The sequence below is a fragment of the Oceanobacillus aidingensis genome, assembly GCF_042654105.1.
Classification (GTDB): Bacteria; Bacillota; Bacilli; order Bacillales; family Amphibacillaceae; genus Oceanobacillus; species Oceanobacillus oncorhynchi.
The window spans coordinates 95,105-114,958 of the sequence record NZ_JBHSFT010000047.1; the positions used below are offsets into that span (position 1 = coordinate 95,105).

20 protein-coding genes and 1 pseudogene are annotated in these 19,854 nt (G+C 34.3%); 4 read left to right on the forward strand and 17 right to left on the reverse strand.

Going from position 1 to position 19,854, the window contains the following annotated elements:
- Positions 1-90: 90 nt before the first annotated feature.
- The gene (gene cls / locus ACFO3P_RS18280; RefSeq protein WP_289585169.1) at positions 91-1,548 is read left to right on the forward strand and encodes a cardiolipin synthase; all 1,458 of its coding nucleotides are present in this window, start codon (positions 91-93) and stop codon (positions 1,546-1,548) included.
- Between the two features lie 43 nt (positions 1,549-1,591).
- On the opposite strand, the gene ACFO3P_RS18285 is transcribed toward cls, so the two are convergent.
- Positions 1,592-1,867: an acylphosphatase gene (locus ACFO3P_RS18285; protein ID WP_042534065.1), complete on the reverse strand. Its 276-nt coding sequence runs from the start codon at positions 1,865-1,867 to the stop codon at positions 1,592-1,594.
- Positions 1,868-2,015: 148 nt separating this feature from the next.
- On the opposite strand from ACFO3P_RS18285, the gene ACFO3P_RS18290 reads away from it, so the two are divergent.
- Positions 2,016-2,504 carry a GNAT family N-acetyltransferase gene (locus tag ACFO3P_RS18290; RefSeq protein WP_042534064.1) on the forward strand — a complete coding sequence of 163 codons (489 nt, stop codon included), beginning with the start codon at positions 2,016-2,018 and terminating at the stop codon, positions 2,502-2,504.
- A gap of 173 nt (positions 2,505-2,677) precedes the next feature.
- Here ACFO3P_RS18290 and ACFO3P_RS18295 read toward each other — a convergent pair whose 3' ends face one another.
- From ACFO3P_RS18295 to ACFO3P_RS18335, 9 genes are all read right to left on the reverse strand, one after another.
- Complete coding sequence (locus ACFO3P_RS18295; RefSeq protein ID WP_042534063.1) at positions 2,678-3,055, reverse strand: hypothetical protein; 378 nt, start codon at positions 3,053-3,055, stop codon at positions 2,678-2,680.
- A 4-nt stretch (positions 3,056-3,059) separates the two neighbouring features.
- Entirely contained in the window at positions 3,060-3,863 is an 804-nt protein-coding gene (locus tag ACFO3P_RS18300) for an LAGLIDADG family homing endonuclease (RefSeq protein WP_212928189.1), read from the reverse strand.
- 119 nt (positions 3,864-3,982) lie between these two features.
- Positions 3,983-5,068, reverse strand: coding sequence for a tyrosine recombinase XerS (gene xerS, locus ACFO3P_RS18305; RefSeq protein WP_042534061.1), 1,086 nt, complete (start codon positions 5,066-5,068; stop codon positions 3,983-3,985).
- A gap of 256 nt (positions 5,069-5,324) precedes the next feature.
- Positions 5,325-5,723: a VOC family protein gene (locus ACFO3P_RS18310; protein WP_289585150.1), complete on the reverse strand. Its 399-nt coding sequence runs from the start codon at positions 5,721-5,723 to the stop codon at positions 5,325-5,327.
- 314 nt (positions 5,724-6,037) lie between these two features.
- Positions 6,038-6,199: a hypothetical protein gene (locus tag ACFO3P_RS18315; RefSeq protein WP_175297063.1), complete on the reverse strand. Its 162-nt coding sequence runs from the start codon at positions 6,197-6,199 to the stop codon at positions 6,038-6,040.
- 364 nt (positions 6,200-6,563) lie between these two features.
- On the reverse strand, positions 6,564-6,857 hold the full coding sequence (locus ACFO3P_RS18320) for a hypothetical protein (RefSeq protein WP_212928192.1): 294 nt from the start codon (positions 6,855-6,857) through the stop codon (positions 6,564-6,566).
- Between the two features lie 33 nt (positions 6,858-6,890).
- On the reverse strand, positions 6,891-8,591 hold the full coding sequence (locus ACFO3P_RS18325) for an ABC transporter permease (protein ID WP_289585149.1): 1,701 nt from the start codon (positions 8,589-8,591) through the stop codon (positions 6,891-6,893).
- The gene (locus ACFO3P_RS18330; RefSeq protein ID WP_289585148.1) at positions 8,543-9,226 is read right to left on the reverse strand and encodes an ABC transporter ATP-binding protein; all 684 of its coding nucleotides are present in this window, start codon (positions 9,224-9,226) and stop codon (positions 8,543-8,545) included. Before ACFO3P_RS18330 ends, ACFO3P_RS18325 begins: the two co-directional genes overlap by 49 nt.
- A gap of 123 nt (positions 9,227-9,349) precedes the next feature.
- Complete coding sequence (locus tag ACFO3P_RS18335; protein WP_289585147.1) at positions 9,350-10,108, reverse strand: sensor histidine kinase; 759 nt, start codon at positions 10,106-10,108, stop codon at positions 9,350-9,352.
- Positions 10,109-10,199: 91 nt separating this feature from the next.
- Here ACFO3P_RS18335 and ACFO3P_RS18340 point away from each other — a divergent pair, with 91 nt between their 5' ends.
- Positions 10,200-10,868 (forward strand): DNA alkylation repair protein, encoded by a 669-nt coding sequence (locus tag ACFO3P_RS18340; RefSeq protein WP_289585146.1) that lies wholly within the window; start codon positions 10,200-10,202, stop codon positions 10,866-10,868.
- Between the two features lie 252 nt (positions 10,869-11,120).
- Here the strand turns inward: ACFO3P_RS18340 and ACFO3P_RS18345 are convergent, their stop codons facing one another.
- The gene (locus ACFO3P_RS18345) at positions 11,121-11,675 is read right to left on the reverse strand and encodes a cysteine hydrolase family protein (RefSeq protein ID WP_193062154.1); all 555 of its coding nucleotides are present in this window, start codon (positions 11,673-11,675) and stop codon (positions 11,121-11,123) included.
- 162 nt (positions 11,676-11,837) lie between these two features.
- Here ACFO3P_RS18345 and ACFO3P_RS18350 point away from each other — a divergent pair, with 162 nt between their 5' ends.
- Positions 11,838-12,275 carry an Lrp/AsnC family transcriptional regulator gene (locus ACFO3P_RS18350; RefSeq protein WP_042534056.1) on the forward strand — a complete coding sequence of 146 codons (438 nt, stop codon included), beginning with the start codon at positions 11,838-11,840 and terminating at the stop codon, positions 12,273-12,275.
- Positions 12,276-12,394: 119 nt separating this feature from the next.
- Here the strand turns inward: ACFO3P_RS18350 and ACFO3P_RS18355 are convergent, their stop codons facing one another.
- The 6 genes and pseudogenes from ACFO3P_RS18355 to ACFO3P_RS18380 form a co-directional block, all read right to left on the reverse strand.
- Positions 12,395-13,594: an alpha/beta hydrolase gene (locus ACFO3P_RS18355; RefSeq protein ID WP_042534055.1), complete on the reverse strand. Its 1,200-nt coding sequence runs from the start codon at positions 13,592-13,594 to the stop codon at positions 12,395-12,397.
- A gap of 772 nt (positions 13,595-14,366) precedes the next feature.
- Positions 14,367-14,648 (reverse strand): annotated as a pseudogene (locus ACFO3P_RS18360) (PTS sugar transporter subunit IIA); the annotation flags it as partial.
- Positions 14,649-15,005: 357 nt separating this feature from the next.
- On the reverse strand, positions 15,006-16,361 hold the full coding sequence (locus tag ACFO3P_RS18365) for a hypothetical protein (RefSeq protein WP_042534054.1): 1,356 nt from the start codon (positions 16,359-16,361) through the stop codon (positions 15,006-15,008).
- Between the two features lie 90 nt (positions 16,362-16,451).
- Positions 16,452-17,162: a GntR family transcriptional regulator gene (locus tag ACFO3P_RS18370; protein WP_042534053.1), complete on the reverse strand. Its 711-nt coding sequence runs from the start codon at positions 17,160-17,162 to the stop codon at positions 16,452-16,454.
- Between the two features lie 73 nt (positions 17,163-17,235).
- On the reverse strand, positions 17,236-17,976 hold the full coding sequence (locus ACFO3P_RS18375; RefSeq protein ID WP_042534052.1) for an SIS domain-containing protein: 741 nt from the start codon (positions 17,974-17,976) through the stop codon (positions 17,236-17,238).
- A gap of 33 nt (positions 17,977-18,009) precedes the next feature.
- Positions 18,010-19,311, reverse strand: a complete 1,302-nt coding sequence (locus ACFO3P_RS18380) for a neutral/alkaline non-lysosomal ceramidase N-terminal domain-containing protein (protein ID WP_193062151.1) — start codon at positions 19,309-19,311, stop codon at positions 18,010-18,012.
- Positions 19,312-19,854: the final 543 nt, after the last annotated feature.

Consider the following 19,854-nt stretch of genomic DNA (forward strand, 5'->3'; position numbering starts at 1 on the left):
TAATCCCATTTAGTGTAATATGGATGAATCTAATAAATTTGGATAAAAAAATAGTTCAAATTTAGAAAAAAGCAGGTGATCATATTGGAAATGGAAATAGGTAATATTATTACGATGATTGGTTCTATCGTCATTTTTATTAATTTATTACTGGCACTAGGTGTGCTATTTTTTGAAAAAAGAGATGTCGGCTATACCTGGGCATGGCTGCTTATTTTATTTTTCTTGCCCATTGTTGGATTTTTAATTTATATCTTTTTAGGCCGCAGTCTAAAACAGAATAACTTTTATGGCTTAACAGCAGAAGAACAAAAACTGCTTAAAGAAGAAGTAGACACACAACTAAAACTGATAGAGGAAGAAAAACGGGATGATATCCCATGGTTAAATCAGTACAATGACATTGTCACCATGAATTTACGCTCTTCTCACGGCAGATTATCAGAGGACAATGAAATTTTCATATTTAAGGATGGCCATAAAAAGTTTGATGCTCTGCTGAATGACATCAAGGAAGCGAAACTAGAAGTCAATGTGCAATATTATATAATTCAGCCCGATCAACTGGGGAAAAGATTAAGAGATGCATTAATTACTAAAGCAAAAGAAGGCGTAAAGGTCCGCGTTTTATACGATGAAGTAGGATCAAAAAAGTTGCCATCCCGATTCTTTGATGACTTAAAAAAGGCGGGAGGAGAAGTGCGTGTGTTCTTCCCATCCTTCTTAAAGCTGATTAACTTCCGAATCAATAATCGAAATCACAGAAAAATGGTCATTATTGATGGTGAATTCTCCTATATTGGCGGCTTCAACGTCGGCGATGAGTACCTTGGAGAGGATAAAAAATTCGGTTACTGGCGCGATACGCATTTAAAAATATACGGAAATGCTGTCAACGACATACAGGTCCGATTTATTATGGACTGGCACCAGGCTGGAAAGGATAAGCTTCATGATGATTATAAGAAGTTTTGCTTCCATTTAGAGAAGCACCATGGAACAAGCCCGGTGCAAGTTGTTTCCAGCGGTCCAAACTCTGAGACGGAGCATTTAAAGAATATGTATATTAAGATGATTCTCTCTGCAAAAGAGAGTGTCTGTATTCAAACGCCGTATTTTATACCGGATACGAGTTTCATGGATGCTTGTAAAATGGCGCTTTTATCAGGAGTAGACTTACGAATCATGATTCCTTGCAAGCCGGATCATCCGTTCGTGTATTGGGCTACATGGGCATATGCAGGAGATCTATTAGAATATGGAGCGAAAATATTGCTTTATGAGAATGGCTTTCTGCACGCAAAAACCATTGTAGTGGATAAGAAAATGGCTTCTGTCGGAACAATGAATATCGATTCCCGAAGCTTCCGGTTGAATTTTGAAGTAAATGCGATTACGTATGATGAAGCCGTTTCTAATGAATTGCACAATATATTTGAAGAAGATTGTAAGTTAAGCTCAGAGTTAACACTTGAACGCTACCATAAACGATCCTTATGGATTAAATTTAAAGAAGATATTTCCCGTTTGCTTTCACCAATTCTATAAAATAGAACGGGCACAGCTTTATCACGCTGTGCCCGTTCTATTTTTAATATTTAACGTTAAAAGAGGTATACTCCGGATCTCCGGAAAGCTTATTGACATCCATCTCATTTACTTTTGCAAATCGAGAGGGGCCTTTTTTAATTTCTTCAAGAAAACGATCTACATTATTATCTTCTCCATATGCTTCAAAGGCTACTGCACCGTCATCTTCATTTTTTACCCAGCCGACAATATCATGATTCATCGCAGCATGTTGGGTAAAGTACCGAAACCCGACTCCTTGCACACGTCCTTGAACTCTAGCAGATACATACTTCATAGAAAATCACCTCTTAATAGATATGATAGCATAATTTATTTATCAATTTACAGTAAAGTGATATAATTACATACATAAATATTCTGAAAATTATAAAATGAAAAGAATAATTAATCAAAGTATCTGAGCAAGGAGGGAGGGGACGTATATGGAATGGATGATTAGAAATATTAATATGGAAGAGATAGACCAATTTGCATCGATTTTAAAAGAAGCCGCCGAATGGTTAAAGAGAACAAATAAGGAAATGTGGTATACTAGCGAACTTACCAAAGAAGCATTATTAGAAAAGTATGCACTGAATGAACTGTTTATTGGGTTTTTAAATGGGGAATCTGCTGGAACAATAATTGTTCAGGAACAGGATCACATATTTTGGCCGCATGAAAATAAAAATGACGCTTTATATTTGCATAAAATCGCTATACGCAGAAAGTATGCTAAAGAAGGCGTTTCTGTTAACCTGATAGATTGGGCTAAGCAGCAAGCCAAAATGCAACTGAAAAAATATATAAGATTGGATTGTGCAGCTGACAGACCTAATTTATGTTATTTTTATGAGTGTCAGGGATTTCAGCAAGTCGGCCAAAAGACGGTTGGTGAATTTTTTGTAGCTCTTTATGAATATCAGGTTTGAGATTAATAAATCATTTTGATTTAGCCGTATGAATGAACAATGGAATATAAAATCAAAAGTGTTAAAAATTTAATTTTGTCTCACTATCTAAAGTATACTTGGTTGTGAGATAGATTATTTTATTAGTTCTCATAATAAATATTATGTAGGGGGCGTTATAGGAAATAAAAAAATTAAAGCTTTTCAATTCGATATTTATAGCTTCTCTTCTTCACAGAGTTAAAATCAATAAAATGAACACTATATTCTAGCACATCATTGGCGCTTAATTTATGTGCTTTTGCAAAATCCTTTATTTCAAGTAATAACTCTTTATCATAGGTTGTTTTATATTGAATACGATCTTTAGGGCGAGATTTTTTATCAAACTGAATAACTCCTTGCTTTAAAACCGCTTGTAAGCCTGATTCTAATAAATAATTTGGGTGTGTATCATATTGAATGGCCAATGTATTTAATTGATCAATAATCGATTTGCTAACATTTGTTCTAAATTTTACTCTCGATGTATCTGTTGTCTGAATCAGCTTTCCATCAATTAATTTCCACATTATATTACTCCTTTATTATTTGATTATGTGCTTTTGAATGAAGCCTTAAGTAATTTTCTTTATAGGATTCATAATGCTCTATTTCGTCATTGTATATAATATCTGCCAGTCTGGGAAGATACAATTTACCTTTTACCCAAACCCGAAAAACTGGATTACCAGATTGAGTAATTTCTTCAGTTATTTCACTACGCAGCTTCCATGTTTGAAAAACGAGTAGAAGTCCTTCGGCAAAGCTAAAACTGGCTGTAGTAATATTCATCACATAACCTTTCTTTTGAACCCAGCCATCACCATCTACAACTCCTCTAATAAAAGAGGGGAGGAACTCATCTGGCACCTCAGGAAATTGTACAGATAATGACTTATTAGGCAGTACTCCCAACTTCGCTAAATCATTCTTAATTTCTTTTGAATTAATAACCAATGTTGCTGTTGTTCTTGTTTTATATTTTTTCGATAAAATATAATCTGCACCCATATATCTCGCCACTTGACGAAGTATTGTTTGATTTTTTTGAGTTAAGGAAACACTAGAGATGCTCTGATTGATACAACCATCAGTTATAAACAACCCCAAAACCCACGCCATTTCATGTGACCACGTTTTAAAGAAATTTTCATTAACTTTATGCTTTCGCGGCTGCCCTGAAGATTGCTCTCTGTTCATTTTAACTCCATGTTTATAGATTACATTGCGAATAGCCCGATCAGAGATACCGACTCGTGCAACCATTTCTTTATAAGGCATACCGCTTTTATACATTCTAATAATAGCTTCGTCCGTGACCCCTGGGTTTCTAGGCATTTTTTTATCTCCTTTTGTTTGGTTTCTCTAATTATACAAACAAACGTTCGTATAATCAAGTGGAAACCTAGGAGAATTTAAAAATTTATCGTATAGTGAATTGGATAATACGCTAGTAATCACTCATCACCTTTAGGCATATCCATTTTATCTACAGCATTTTTCAAATCATCATTGTTAATATGCGTATAAATCATCGTCGTTTGTATCGATGAGTGGCCGAGTTGGCGCCTTAACTTCGGTACATCATTAATTTCATTGTGATACCTCGTAGCAAAAGAATGTCTTAGTTTGTGAACGGATAAGGATGGTTTTCCGAAAGCATTCGCGTATTTTTCGATTAACTTTTCAATAGAACGCGCAGTTAGTCGTCTTGGTGTGCCTTTTGGTCCCATTGCAGCAGCGATAAATAAAGCTTTGTTTGTTTTCTCAACATGATAGCGTTTTGCTCTGATTTGTAAATATTCATCTAAATCATCCATCGCTTGCTTGCTGAAATAAACATATTGTTCTTTGTTTCCTTTACGAATAACACGTGCAGTAAATTTGCTGTGATCAATATCATCTAAATCCAGGTTCACAACCTCTGAAAGTCGTAATCCAGAGCCTAAAATAAGCGAGACAACCGCTGTATCACGTTCACGATTTAGGCGGTGAAAATTTGCAAGCTTTTTGTTGTCTTTATAAAGCTCACCATAATCATGGGCAACAAATTGGCGAAATCGTTCATATTCATCACCAATTAAGATTTTTCCTTCCATTTTATTTGCAGTTGTTTCCATACTTTCTTTGATGTCGTTGAATTCAAGCTTTGCCATCACATTACGTTTTAAATATGGCTGTAAATCACGTGTTTCAGCAATGTTTTGCAGGTAGTTGAAAAGCGATTTTAAAGCAGATAACTTGCGATTTATTGTGAGTTCCTTGTTATGTAATTGGTATTTAAGAAAGGTCAAAAATCGTTCAGCTTCCTGAACAGTTAGTGATTCAAGCGACTCAAGGGGCAGATCTTTCAATTCACCAGAATAAAAATTTTCGGTCACGAGCCAATTGAAAAAAATTTTATAATCGTGTGCGTAATTGAGTAATGAAGCTGCTGATAATTTTCTTTCTTTATGATTGATAAATTCCTCGACATACCAAGGAAGTTCCTTAAGAAGCGTTTGAAGTTTATTGTAAAGTTGCTGTTTTGAATGATTTGCCATTAGATCACCTCATAGATAAATTTTACAGGACTGTAATCAGAATTGCAATTATTACGTCAAATTTATATTTTACGTAATAATCTATTTGGATGATATTTTATATACACCAATAAATAAATCTTCTTTCTCTGCCTGCCCTCTACATAAAAGCTTGTTTTGGTTTGCCTGCCCCCTATTTGTTCATGTTGATATTCTCTCTTGAATAAAATACCGGATTTATTCAAAGTAATAATTCAAAGAATAAATCCAACCATACCTATTGCTTCATCCACATCGGTTCTAGCATATTTCCATCAATATCAGACACCTCTAAGCCATACATTTGTTCTTCCGGCATCCCCATGTCGACATGATAAGCATCACCGCCGTTTACTTTCGCTAATCGGCCGAATTCTTTGACTGTTTCAGCACTTTCTAAGTTAAAGCAGATTAAAACAGCATTTTCTTTTTGAGTATCGGCAATCTTTTTACCTTGGAGAAACTGTTGATAGAAAGCATGCTCTAAAAGCATAATATAAAAATTTTCGTCCCATACCATACAGCTTGCATGGGTATCAGAGAAGTCATCGTTCTTTGTAAATCCTAGTTTTTCGTAAAAATCAGTGGCATTAGCAACGTTCTTGACTGGAAAGTTAACAAAAATCATTGTACTCATTAAAACGCCTCCTTTTCATCAGTTTACTATAAATGGATTATAAAAGCTTCTTCTCGATTGCTCAAATTTTTTTCTCTACGTGACATAAATGTAAAAAAACGCTATCTGTCGGGAATAAACGTATTAATATTTTTTCGCCTGCTTTATATTTTCAGGTAAAAAAATTACGATGAACTCGAAACCAGCATTCGAGCCATCGCAATAGAATATTTCATTCCAAAAATGGTTCCAATCATTTCATTAAAAACAATGACCAGAACCATTTTTAAATTGATTGTGACTGGTGTTATATCCCAGCCTCAGTTATTTTCGTTTTATCTGCTCTTATTATTAAAATGGTGAATTCCCCGATTGTTTTCTAATTGATCCTCAACCACTCCGCTTTGATAACTTTCATTCAATTGATTTTGCACAGCTTGAACGCCTTTGTTATCTTCAAATAGCTGGTTTTTCTTATTTTTATTCTTTTTGCTCATTACTGCCACCTCCTTATCTTTTAGTATGTACAAAACGTTGTAATAGCATGGCGATAATTACTTCCAAATAGTGGTTGTAGAACGACCTGTTCTCTTATCTCATCCGATGAAGCTATAGCTGCCATACTGCTAAATTTGATTTACCAATCCTTTTATTCAATCTTTACCCGAATATCTGCTTCCAGTTCATCCCCTTCCAAACTGAGATATTCCCAGCCGCCTTGTAAACTGATGGTTTCTGTATGCTCTCCGTGGCTTTCAAACAATAATTTCTTCTCTGAATCAGCGGTATTCCAAAACTGCACCCAACAAGTATAATAAAAGTAGTAGTAAAAGCGACTAAAATTAATAATTGTTTTTTCATCTATACTGCTCCTTTCTCCCTGCGTTTTTTCATATTCCAACGGCAAATAAAATAAATTACCAACAAAACCAGCGCAGGAATATTTTGAGCAATGAACATATAAGCTTTCATACTGAATGTCATATCGGAAAAGAAATCTGATTTTAAAAACATATATATGGAATACCCAAAGGATACGATCGGGAATAAAAGCCCCATAAATCGATTCTTTCTAGTCGATAAATAAAACTGGATTCCTAAAATCAAAACTCCTCCAACAAAGATAAGCAGCAGCTCCATTAGACTTAAATGCATAACCTGTCCCCTCTTTCATACATATAACATAACTTATTGAACAATTTTGTAATAAACGCGTGCCGTTATTCGGTAGATGACCACATAAACAATCAGGAAAACCAGAAAAGCGATCAGCACACTGATTGGGAATAAGTTCACCTGATTAATCATGATCAGAATCATTAATTTCCTCATGAGGAGGAAAATCGCTAAAATATGGATTCCTGTTACGACGACAGGGAGAAAAAAGACGGTTAAAATCTGAGATTTAATGGCTTTTTTAATTTCCGATTGATTCAACCCGATTTTTTGCAGGATAGAAAAACGCTCTTTATCGTCATAAGCCTCAGAAGTTTGTTTATAATAAATAATCAGTACCGTCATTAATAATAGTAAGACAGCTAAATTCAAAACAATGAACAAAACGCCACTTCGGAGGGCCTGTAAGTCACTTGCTGCTTCTGATCGTGTGTCTACAACGACAATATCCATATCTTCCTTTTTCATATTTGAGCGCAGCTGTTCTCCAAATGCTATTTCCTGATCGTCATTTACTCCTTGTTCCAAGCTGATTTGTGTAGAAACGTTTGTGCTTGCAGCATAGTCACCCAATATTTCTTTTTGCTGGTGCTCTATTTGTCGAAGGGTTTCTATATCATCAACAATCATGTAATAGGTGTCACTAATTAAACTTGTCGTTTCATTGTCTATAGAAAATTCTTTCATATCTTCCATGACAGTGGCGGGAAATTGAAAATCCATCAGTGAAAGCGTTCCATTTGTATATTCATCCCCTGTTCCATGTACATATACTTCATTTTCATCAAGCGACAGGTTATCTCCAGTTAACTGATTATAGCTTTCCTGATCGGTCATATATAAATTGATCGGACTCTCATTCGCTAACATGGAATAGGCATCTTTTGTAACTTCGAAGCCATCGCCCGCAGCAAGTGTTACAAAATTTAGATAGGTATAAGAAGATGAACCGGTAACGGTATTGTTGGTTTCAGAAGCTGTTTGATCAATCAGCTCACTTAATTTTGCTTTGATTTCTTCCTCTGTTTCATCTGTCTCCTCTGGTAATCTTACCTCTGAAATCACATTACCTGAATAGGTTGCATCATCACTCTCAGATACGATATATAAGGAAACCGCAATCGAAAGTAAAAGAATCATACCGACAGATAAAATGGTAATGTTCCCAAGACCTACTGCATTCTTTTTCATCCGGTAAAGCATGCCGGAAACAGGGATAAAATGGTTGGTCTGATAGTAATAGTTTTTATTATTTTTTAAAATTTTGAGTACAGCAATACTTCCGGTGGTAAATAAGAGATACGTACCGGCAATAATCAATACTGCTGCAAGAAAAGCATAAGGCATACCACTAATGGGAGATTGCAGGGTTAACACAATATAATAACCCCACCCAGTTAATAAAACACCAAGAATCGAAAAGAAGATTTTGGTTTTTGGCTCTTTTTCACCGACATTTCCGCTTTTTAAAAGCTCTATCGGGTTGGCTAATCGAATTTGAGAGATGTTCCCCAATAAAATCAATAGAAAAATGATGCTAAAGAAGCTTAGTGTCCATATCACCGCTTCGGAAGAAAACTCAGACCCAAGAGCTACATCCGCACCCATCATTTGGCGAATCAATAATACACAAACTTTATTAAGGATGGTGCCTGCAACAAATCCTACGACCATGCTGAATACAGCAATATATAAGGTTTCGTAAGCAAGCATTTCGCGTGACTTGCTGCCTTAATACTATGCGTTACCATCAAAATCGTTTGTCCCTCTTTATTAATTTGTCCGAAATGCTCCAGCAATTCATCTGTAGATTTGGAATCCAGGGCGCCCGTCGGCTCATCTGCCAATATTAATTCCAGATCAGCAATCAATGCTCTGGCAACTGCCGCTCTTTGCTTTTGACCGCCTGATACTTCATACGGGAATTTAGTCAAGATATGCTCGATGCCAAGTTTCTTTGCTATCGGCATTAGTTTGTGCTCCATTTCCTTATGCTTTTTTCCGGATAAAACAAGTGGAACAAAGATATTATCCTGTATCGAGAACATATCTAAAAGGTTGAAATCCTGAAATACAAATCCGAGGTTATTACGCCGGAATTCAGAAATTTCTTTTTCAGGTATTTGCACAATATTTTTCCGGTTCAGCAATACATTACCGCGTGTTGGCTTATCCAATGCCGCCAGAATATTTAATAACGTCGTCTTACCGGAGCCGGATTCCCCCATAATAGCTATATAATCTCCTGCGTCCACGCTGAAAGAGACATCAGAAAGTGCTTCTACTTGATTTCCTCCAAACCTCGTTGTATAGACCTTTCTTAAATGTTGAACTTGTAAAAGTGTCATGGTACATCTCCTTTCTTCCAACAACTTTCTTGTTGATAGGTAAAGAATAGCAAAAAAGAGAAATGTCAATCTACAGTCCTATCTGACATTTCTCCTTTGTTTCTAACATTTTTGTTAGATTGGCTATTCTGTTGTCATTTGTTTATCATCAAACACGATAGAAACCTTCGTTCCCTTTTTAGGCTCCGATTCAATTTTTATTTGATGCCCCAATTTCGTCAGGATTTGCTTGGAAAGGTAAAGCCCAATTCCACTGGCGCTCTTATGCTCGCGTCCTGTAAACCCTGTGAAATTTCTTTCAGCTACACGAGGGATATCTTCTGGGCGAATACCGATGCCTGTATCCTCTATCACGACAGCATTTTCTTCCAAGTAAATAGAGATGGCTCCTTCCTTTGTATATTTCAACGCATTGGATACAATTTGTTCGAGCACAAAGCTCAGCCATTTTGAATCGGTAACGATGCGTTGATCTATCCCGTCATAATGAACAGATAGTCTTTTCCGAATAAAGACAGAAGCATATTTTTTGAGGCTTTCACGAATCATGGCATCCAAGTCCACTTTTTGAAAATGATAATCCGTCGAAGTGCTTCCTAAACGTACATACTGTAATATCAATTCGACGTATTGATCGATTTTGAATAACTGTTCCCTCATTTCTTCCGTCACTTCCCTATCCTCATCTTGAAGAATTAAATGAAGGGCAGAAATCGGTATTTTTATCTGATGGACCCACATGGTGAAATAATCTAAAATCTCCTGCTCTTTTTCCGCTTTTGTATTTTCCAGCTGAGAATGTGCTGCACTCAATTTTTTCAGTAAATCCTGATAGTCACTTTCTATTAAATTACCCGGCAGCGATAATTGCTGTATCTCCATATGCGTTTGCTTTTGTTGAAAGGTGGGGAGAAATGTATAATCAAATTCATAAATAAATTCACGAAAATATACAATCAGGGAGATGTATAAAATGGATGAAAAAATAACTGCAGAAATAAAAAGTTCTTCAAAAGCAGAAGACATTCTAGCTCAAATTAATAGTAAAACGAAGCTGGGAGACTTACGAAAAATCGCAAAGGAGATAAAAAAAGATCATGAACTAGCTCTGGAGCTTTGGTCGACCGAAGCATTTTTACCCAGACTATTAGCCATCTTAATTATGGATAAAAAGCTTCTTTCAGAAGATGTGCTTAATAAGCTTGATGAGGATATGCAAATTCACACGTTTGATGAACGAAATAACTTAATGGACTGGTTAATGGCTAATCAGCTTACCAAGGACAAAAAGAGAATTGCATTGATGCAGTCATGGGAAAATAGCCCCCGCGCTCTCCAAAGGCGAGCTTTCTGGTATTATCAAGCGCGCTTGAGATGGACCGGACAAGCACCGCCTGATAATACTGCAGAGCTGCTAGCTGCATTAGAAGCTAATATTATGCAGGAAGAACCGGAAGTTCAATGGGCTATGAATTTCACAGCAGGCTGGATAGGTATTTATGATGAAAAGAATCGTACCCGCTGTATGAAACTTGGCGAGAAAACGGGCCTTTACAAGGATGAAATAGTAGCAAAAGGATGTACTCCCAGCTATTTGCCGGAGTTTATTACGATTGAAATTAACAAACGACATCATATTTAATCACCTTTAATTTACTACTTTCGCGTTACAATTCTAATCCGTATAAAAATAGTGGACTAGAATAATAAAAGGAGCGCTTCTTTTATAAAAGAACTAGCACCTCTTTTACTATCGATAAGCAATATTGGATCCAATATTGCTTATCGATAGTTTTGCGTTTGAGAGTAAATATTATATTAATTTTAGATTAACAGCTTTTCAAAACAACTCTTCTTCATATTGTCTTTTTCACACCTGCAATATATAGTGTCTTCACAGCACTGATTCAATAAACTGCTGTGCAGTCAACACACTAGCAAATTCATCATGAATCGTTGCCAGCGACAAATGATGGATGGTATCTGCATCTATGAATTTACCATGATGATCTTTCATTCCAAACGCAGCAGTGGCATCTGAAAGCAGATACGTTTTATACCCTAAATTCCCGCTCATTCTTGTCGTGGTAGATACGCAATGCGGTGTGGTTAAACCAGCAATTGCAATGGTATCAATATGACATGCTTGCAAATATTCATCTAAATGCGTTCCAATAAAAGCACTGTTCACTCTTTTTGTTATTACTTTTTCTTGTTCCAAAGGAGCGACCATTTGTTTAATAGGAAATCCCTTTCCTTTATAATAAAATACAGACTCCGGATTATCTGAAATGTGCTGAATATGAATAATCTCCCATTGATGTTCCCGACATTGTTCTAGTACCTTCTCCATATTTTCTTCTGCATCAAGGTTATTCCGCTCTCCCCACTTTTTGTCATCAAACGCCTTTTGAACATCTATTATGATTAATGCTTTATTTCCTTCCATAACGTCACCCCTTCATTTTTTATGCCTTCCCCCTTCTATTATCTTATTTTATATAACAATAAAAAGCTTTTACATAGTCTTAAAAAGGAAATTAGAGTATTTATCTTTTCATAATTAGGAATTTAAGTTATTCTGTTTTATAAAAAAAGGTTGAGGTATTATATGGACCAAATCGATAGAGAAATTTTGAGGATATTACAGGAGAATGCGAAAATCTCCATGAAGGAGTTAGCAAAAGCCGTTCACTTAACCTCCCCGTCCGTCATAGAAAGAGTACGAAGATTAGAAGAGCAGCAAATTATCGAAGGTTATCATGCGCATGTCTCCTTAAAAAAGCTGCATCGTCCCATTATTGCACTTGTCATGTTTAAATCTACTGATTGTAAAGCGTTATCGAACTTTTGTAATAATCATCCGGATGTGCTTGAGTGTTATCGAGTTGCCGGAGAAGTGAGCTATATTGCCAAATTGGCCACACATTCAGTGGAAAGCTTAGAACAATTTATTGATGAAACGATGCAATATGGAACACCATCAACAAATATTGTGCTGTCTTCCTATGAAAAGAAAGTAATTGATGCGTTTGATATGGAAGAATAAAAAATGAGTGGATTGTATAATCCCTCTCATTTTTGTCATTCATTTCCAAATCTCTTCCAAAGACATTATAATCAATATATCTTTAAATTGATAAGAGCTTCCCTCTGACGCAATAAATACTAGTTGTATTCACTTAAAAATTCTTCTATTTTTTGTCTGGTTGTTTGATTAGCTGTACTTTCCCAGTTAGTGTCATAACTATGATCAGAAAACGGAAAATAATAAGCTTGGTTGTCTATATTATTTTCTTCGAGTTTTTCATGCAGTATCTCTATTTGCTCTTCAGGTATTACTTTATCTTTTAGACCGACAAATGAAATCGTGGGTGCAGAAGTTTCATTTACATACTGGATAGGAGACATTTGAAGATAACGATGTTTGATTTCTTCTGTTTTTGGCTGGCCATCCATGAGCTGTTCAAGCAGTGGCTGAATAAATTCTTTACTATTAGTATCATCATAGAGCTGTAATAAATCCGATGGCCCATATAGATTAATAATAGAATTTATTTCCACGGTGGAATCGGAATCCGTTTCTCTGGGAGCAAGGCTGTTTTCCTTTAAATCCGTATACCCTGTTAACAATGCTAAATGGCCCCCGGCAGAAGATCCTATTAAATTAATTCTGTTTATATCTAAATGATATTCATCCGCACGTTCAACAATCCAGTTTACCACATCATGTGTATCTGAAATTTGTTTTTGCCACATGTCGGGTCCATTTTGACTGTATTCCACATTAAATACAACATATCCTTTCGAATTAAACCATTTACTCCATGAGGAAACCTCATTTTTATCCCCGCTGCTCCATCCTCCGCCATGAATATTTACGATAACAGGACGATTTTCATCATTCACTTTTGTATCCCATACATCCAGTAATAAATCTCCATCTTCCGCAGTTTTATAAACAACATCTTCTTCTAAATCGGAATACGTATCTGTTCCAGAAAAAGAGAATGTATAGTTATCCATCAATGCAGTTTCTGCGTCAATACGATCTGCATAATATTGGTTTTGAATCCCAGATAGGAGCGCGATTCCTAAAAAAGAAATACAGTTGACCGCCCAAATCATTTTTAAAAATAATGCAGATTTTTTCCAAATAAGAAGGAGTAAAATAATGAAAGCTGCTACACCTAAAATGAATAATGCTACAGGGAATGTGAGCAGGTAAAATGAAATTTGGCCTGAATAGGAACCATATCCACTAGCAAAAAATGTGCGCCAAAGCAAAACACACACGCCAGTTAGCACGAGTAAACTAGCAATAATACCAATTTTGTTGAAAATAGATTTAAATTTTGTAAATGTCATTTCTTTTCTCTCTTTCGTTAGTATGTCTGAATAGCGGTACCCTGAAAAGAGATTTTTGAAACTAAAACCTGTTTGTCAGACTACTTTAAATGCGCTAATGTTCACTAGATTTATAACTTTACTTAATTGTTCGCCGTTATTATTTTTATCTATAACATTTTACTCTTATTATTTTTATTTACCACTGAACCATTATTTGGAGTGCACTGGAAGAAAGATTGATATCTCATCTTCTGTAGACATAATAAGTATTTGTTACCATTTCCCCCTTTTTTCTGGTAAGATTCTCTTCCTCTTTGCATTCATATGGCAGGAGAGCATGTTTTACAGATAAAACAAAAAAGATCAAAAACGCTTCATGTTATTTAATCTGGATAAAGAAAGCATTATGTAGTTAGATTGGGGTGTAGAAATTCTAGAATAATATATTTTTACACTCCCTTTTTTAAACGAACGTACCTCATACTAAATCATAGAGGGGTTTATCCCTCCTCTTAAAATAACTAACAAAGTCTTTGTTTATTTAAACTTGTGAGATCTATATTCTCCAATTGTTTTAATTGGTTAATTTTAATGGCTAGCATTTCTTCTGTTTTCTTTAATTCTTCCTGATGCTTCTGAAGTTTTTTTGATGCGCTTTTAAAATATCAATTCGTTCACTTAATACTTCTCTATCCCCTTTTAAAAAGCTCATCATTTCTTTTAAATCAGCGATGGAAACATTCGCATTACGTAAGCAGGAAATCACTTCTATCCAAGATAAATCTTCGTCATTCAACCCAGCAACGATAGCCCATGTATCTTCATGTCCCTCCATCAAGCTGCTTGCCTGATTAAAGGGGGTTCTACCCCAAAGATCGACTAAGAATAATACTTCATCCTGATTGTCGAAAGAAGCAATGGCCTCTTCCATTTTTGCTCTTACGTCATCCGGACCTTCACTCGGCATCAACGTAACAGCCTTGACATTCTCTTGCTCTCCAAAGATCATCGCTCCAGACTGCAAGATACCTGTCGCAAATTCACCATGGCTGGCAATGATAATTCCTACCATCTTTTTAACCTCCTTTTTATGTTTGTTAAGGATTAAACTTGTATGAGCCGATTCTAAATAATGATTTTTCAATATTTGAAGCGCTTTCATAAAAAGAAAAAGAGAAAGGAGAGAAGAGTAGTTTAATGAAGTTAAGGATACGAAGTGCCCTTATTCTTCATTCACTACCATTCACTCCTCCCTAATTGAGTTAGTAATATCAAAAATATTAAATGATTATTCTACTAGCTTTCAATGAGTCATCTTTTAATAGTAGCAAACAAAGGTGCTAGAAAATCTAAATAACCGGTAATAAGCTAATTAAACGTTTCAATTATTAATTACTTCTTTATTCTATACTTTATATTTAATTCTCTCCTACCAGCCGTATTTTTTATATCCCCATTCTTTTTCAATATGCTCTTCTTTTTTTATAACGAGTGTTTCGTGAGGTATATCTTTTTCCACATTTAAACCAGGATATAGTGCGCATTCACTTCCTACTTTTACACCTGGGAAGAATATATTATTAATACCTGTCCTAGTATAGTCACCAATAAAAATCGCATTAGAATAGGTATCTGAATAAGTTCTTCCATTTATTTTGTGTATTTGAGGAGTGTCATTAAATCTTACGATTCCACATACACAGGCTGCAGCAATATCTACATATTGGCCAATCACACCATACATTTCACTATAATGAATAGCAGAAATACCTTTCATTGTAACACCCTCAACTTCCGCATTATGTCCTATCCTGTTCTCACAACCAATTACAGTATTTGGTTCAAGTTTTGCATAATCTTTAACATACGAGTTATTTCCTATTAAAACAGGGCCATTTATAATAGCACCAGTATCAACATTTACATTATCCCCAATAATGACATTGCCATTAATGGTTACATTCTTACCTATAATTGAATTATTACCTATCTGAATATTACCGTTTATAGTTGATTCTTTAGAAACAGATGAATTGTCCCCAATAGAATATCCGTTTATTTCCTTAGTAAATGAATTAAGATAGTATGCATTCACATTTAATATATCCCATGGAAATTGTAAACTATGCACTTTATCCTGAGCAAATACCGGTTGAATCTTGTTTCCCTCTTTTAAATAATCATTCAATCCATTTTCAATAAATAACTGGTTAGGAATCATAGCCCCTGTCACACGTTGACTGAATCCGTAATTAGCGTACGAAATTGTTTCTAATGCATGCTTATCTAACTTAAATACTCCTGCAACTTCAGAATTAACATAGTGTTCTCGAGCATGGGCTAAAAATTGATTTACTTGATTATTCTCTACAAAAGCCCCAATCATATCAATACTTTTTTGTTTTTTTTCTATTAGTAGAACACTGGTATCTTCTTCTGATTCCTTAAGATATGTCAAATCGTCTAGACTTATAAGACAATTCCCCTTTTGAATAATAACTCCTTCCTTAAATTGTTCTAAATTGTTTCGTAAAAAAACATCTAAATTTAGGGTTGGATCAATACAATTTATTTCCCGATACTTTCGTAATAAATTTCTAGTTTGGTCTGGTTTATAACTAAGAAATACATAGATATCCGATTCCAATATACCGACTTTTAATAATCTATCTATTTGCCAAAAAATCATTTCTTTATTCAATATTGGAAGGCTATTAATTTGATAATGTTTATCAAAAGGAAACATTTTTGGCTCTATTTCACCACATAATATAAAAGCTTTCATTGTTTTCCTCCTCATCTTATCTTGGAGTTTTATTAATCTAAATAAAACTCCAAGATAAGAGTGTCTAGAGAATGTTAACCTCTGTCGGGTTTATTTATATATAGTATGCATCAAATAGTAATTTTTTGTTTGATACAGTGCAAACCCTAAATTAAAAGGCTTTCCATTCTTCATACAAGCAATAATTTTTGTATCAATTAACGGTGCTCCTTCTTCAACATCCAAAAATTCAGCAATTTTTGAATTAGCTAAGGTAGCACTAATTCGTTGATCTATAAATTCATAGGATACTCCTTGCTCATTTAAATACTCATAAATAGAGTTTTCGCAAATTTCCACATTTAAATCTTTAACAATTGATGCATCAAAATATTCTATCTCATAAATAACTGCCACTTTATCAGCATATCTAATTCGTTCAACTAACCAAAGTTCTTCTCCAGCAGCGATTTTCATATCTTCAGCTTGTACAGCATTCGCTTTTACTTTTTCCAATTTAAGTAATTTTGTAGAAGGTTCCATTCCTCTATTTTTCACTTCTGAAGTAAATCCAATTCCAGCTTTGAATCCAAAAAATTTTGGTATGGGGTTAACAAAAGTTCCTATTCCCTTTTTTTTGGATAGTATTTTTTCATTAACAAGTTCTTCAATTCCTCGTCTAACTGTTATTCTTGACACTGAAAGGTTATTAGATAATTCTAATTCTGATTCAATAATTTGATGTGGTTGATAAATACCCGCCTTAATTTGACTTAGTATATAATTTTTAACAATCTCATATTTAGGTGCGTTATTAGTCATAATAAATATCCTCTCTAACTATTATAATCTGTTGTTATTATACCATCAGAAAGAATATTAATCACTTTGTAAATTATTTCCAATAACCGTAGTATTGGTTAAAGAGTCTATCATTGTACTCATCAGCACCATCTAAATTTGAACTCTTAAATACAGGTATTTCTAACTCTGCTTCTTTTAGGCGTGAAATTACACCAATAATAACCGATTGCGCAATTCCAATTCCTGTAAAATCAGATGTAGGCCCTAAATCTGCTTCTACTCCTTCTATTCGATAAGCTGCATCTCCTTTTGGAGCATGATTATCAATAGTGACATCAGCAATTTCATAGATATTTTTCCCTGACTCATGCCGGGAAGAAACTGATTGGGTATGCTCCATAGACGTCAAAGCAATCACATTTGCTCCCAGCTTTTTAGCTTCAATACACATTTCAACTGGTATATTATTTCTTCCTGAATTAGAAACGACCATAATTGAATCCCCGGCTTCAACTTTATAAAGAGATAACATATTCTTGGCATATCCATCTAATCGTTCCATATAAGTGCTTTTATTTGGCATTTGATGCAACATTACTTCAGGTGGGAGAATACCTTTCACATAAGCTAGTCCTCCTGCCCTAATATAAATTTCCTCTGCTACCATATGGGAGTGACCTGATCCAAAAATATAAAAACGACCGCCATCTTTACAACTATCAAAAATTAACTCTGTAGCCTTATCAATTGATTTTTCTTCATTTTGCACAACTTGCTCCCATGTATTGCTCAAATAATTCAAAAACTTTTTAACTTCTGTTTTAGTAGTCATTTGATCTCCACCTTTTCTTATTATGAATTCATATTAACACAACATGTTATAACAAGTAAAGGATTTAATATGTTCTTCGATTTTATTAATTAATTTCTCCGCCTCGCCTACTTTAAAGAAACTACTTTGAGCCTCGTACATATCAGTTTTATATAAATCCTTTTCTGCAAAGTAAAATAAATAATCATTTGTAAGACTAAAAATTAAAGCTTGATATTTGCTTCTCAATTTCTCTGTTAAGTTAGAAGTTATTTCTCCGGGTATAAAGACAATTAATTGACTATCTAATAGGCCTATCCAAAAAGGAACTTTAATTGAAGAAATATCATTTAAGGTGTCTTTCATTTTAATAGTGGCACGCTTTCCTTCAATTTCTACTTCAATTAATCTGCTTTCTTCTACACTATTTTCCTCTTTTAACTTCCATTTTAATTCCTCTATAGAAATTTGTTCCTCTCTCTTAGAAATATTACTTACATCTTTAGTTTTTAATCTTATTGATTTTTCGACAAAAGAAATTCGTTCTAATGTTTCTTTTTCTTTTAAGTACTCTTTCTCTCTTATAAACTGGCCATATAGTGAATTACTAAAAAATCTAGATTGGCTGAAACTTTGTTTTTCTCTTGTAAACCGTGTACTAATATTTGCACTGCTTCCATTGATAAAACTTACTAAATCAAAAGACTCGTTCATTTTTTCATAAAAACCAGATAGAAAATCTGCTGAAATTAAATAATTACTAGAAGACAAAACAGTAGGGTGACATGAATAATTAACTATAGCTGTTTTGCTTGTATCAGTAATAATTTCAAATACGGTCATTATTTGATCTATCTTTTTCGAAGGTTGATGTCTATTCGTAGCAACTTTATGAATATTCGTTTTACTGATACTGTAATTAAAAGTTTTCATTTTATATTTACTCAATACTATTGATTCAGTTATTAATAAAATAAGATGCTCTTCCATGTAGCTATCATAGTCTCCAAAAATCCCTGTTAAACCACTCTTTATTTTTTTATTTGTATTAATCATTCCACTGGGGCCCGAATGGGTATGTGTTGCAAAAAGAAACAAGTCGAATTTATGAGAATCAGTTAAGACATTTTCTTTAATTATTTTTTTAACTTTATAGCGTAATGTACTGTCAATACCTATCACATCAAGTGATATGAAAAATAAGTAATGATGATTGGATTCATCAAAAAATGTATGAGTTTTAACAAATAATGGATCGTGTTCTCCTTTACACTCTCTAACAGGATAATAACCGCTTAACCCCTTAACTTTAATATAATTAATTTTCTTTTCTGAAAAACCATATCGAATTACCATTAATATTCCTCCTTAATAACCGAACATCACCTATTATAATATGTTATAAATACATGATATTCAATGGTTAAATAATTACAAATAATTTACATATAGTTCCAATTACGAACATAAAGCAGACATCTTAGTGATATTTGATACTAATTTTCAATAGTATATGCATTAAATATATACTAGTCTTGCGATCTTTTTTTGCCGCCAAATACAGTGTATTTCACCTGTTTAATGCATTTATAGGCTTATAAGCATAACATGATAAATTATAAGAGATTTTATGTTGTATATCGACAAATACTGAAATTATGTGATGAGGGAGGTAGTTAGTAAATATCGCAGCGCTGACTCGCCATTCACTTTAAAAGCTACAAAACGTGGATCGATAGCTTTACAAAAAAGCGCCAATAAAATGAGGTCTCTTATCTCATTTTATTAGCGCTGCTCCTGGGTATACGACCTTATCCCTGTCAGACGAACTATGACTACAATTTCTCTAAAGATATAGTAGTCGATATAGGAATAAAGCGCATAATCTTCATAAAACAT

Bases quoted from the DNA above. Each gene is read 5' to 3' on its own strand.
- cls (WP_289585169.1), top strand. From the start codon at position 91: ATGGAAATAGGTAATATTATTACGATGATTGGTTCTATCGTCATTTTT.
- ACFO3P_RS18285 (WP_042534065.1), bottom strand. From the start codon at position 1,867: ATGAAGTATGTATCTGCTAGAGTTCAAGGACGTGTGCAAGGAGTCGGG.
- ACFO3P_RS18290 (WP_042534064.1), top strand. From the start codon at position 2,016: ATGGAATGGATGATTAGAAATATTAATATGGAAGAGATAGACCAATTT.
- ACFO3P_RS18295 (WP_042534063.1), bottom strand. From the start codon at position 3,055: ATGTGGAAATTAATTGATGGAAAGCTGATTCAGACAACAGATACATCG.
- ACFO3P_RS18300 (WP_212928189.1), bottom strand. From the start codon at position 3,863: ATGCCTAGAAACCCAGGGGTCACGGACGAAGCTATTATTAGAATGTAT.
- xerS (WP_042534061.1), bottom strand. From the start codon at position 5,068: ATGGCAAATCATTCAAAACAGCAACTTTACAATAAACTTCAAACGCTT.
- ACFO3P_RS18310 (WP_289585150.1), bottom strand. From the start codon at position 5,723: ATGAGTACAATGATTTTTGTTAACTTTCCAGTCAAGAACGTTGCTAAT.
- ACFO3P_RS18315 (WP_175297063.1), bottom strand. From the start codon at position 6,199: ATGAGCAAAAAGAATAAAAATAAGAAAAACCAGCTATTTGAAGATAAC.
- ACFO3P_RS18320 (WP_212928192.1), bottom strand. From the start codon at position 6,857: ATGCATTTAAGTCTAATGGAGCTGCTGCTTATCTTTGTTGGAGGAGTT.
- ACFO3P_RS18325 (WP_289585149.1), bottom strand. From the start codon at position 8,591: ATGCTTGCTTACGAAACCTTATATATTGCTGTATTCAGCATGGTCGTA.
- ACFO3P_RS18330 (WP_289585148.1), bottom strand. From the start codon at position 9,226: ATGACACTTTTACAAGTTCAACATTTAAGAAAGGTCTATACAACGAGG.
- ACFO3P_RS18335 (WP_289585147.1), bottom strand. From the start codon at position 10,108: ATGGAGATACAGCAATTATCGCTGCCGGGTAATTTAATAGAAAGTGAC.
- ACFO3P_RS18340 (WP_289585146.1), top strand. From the start codon at position 10,200: ATGGATGAAAAAATAACTGCAGAAATAAAAAGTTCTTCAAAAGCAGAA.
- ACFO3P_RS18345 (WP_193062154.1), bottom strand. From the start codon at position 11,675: ATGGAAGGAAATAAAGCATTAATCATAATAGATGTTCAAAAGGCGTTT.
- ACFO3P_RS18350 (WP_042534056.1), top strand. From the start codon at position 11,838: ATGGACCAAATCGATAGAGAAATTTTGAGGATATTACAGGAGAATGCG.
- ACFO3P_RS18355 (WP_042534055.1), bottom strand. From the start codon at position 13,594: ATGACATTTACAAAATTTAAATCTATTTTCAACAAAATTGGTATTATT.
- ACFO3P_RS18365 (WP_042534054.1), bottom strand. From the start codon at position 16,361: ATGAAAGCTTTTATATTATGTGGTGAAATAGAGCCAAAAATGTTTCCT.
- ACFO3P_RS18370 (WP_042534053.1), bottom strand. From the start codon at position 17,162: ATGACTAATAACGCACCTAAATATGAGATTGTTAAAAATTATATACTA.
- ACFO3P_RS18375 (WP_042534052.1), bottom strand. From the start codon at position 17,976: ATGACTACTAAAACAGAAGTTAAAAAGTTTTTGAATTATTTGAGCAAT.
- ACFO3P_RS18380 (WP_193062151.1), bottom strand. From the start codon at position 19,311: ATGGTAATTCGATATGGTTTTTCAGAAAAGAAAATTAATTATATTAAA.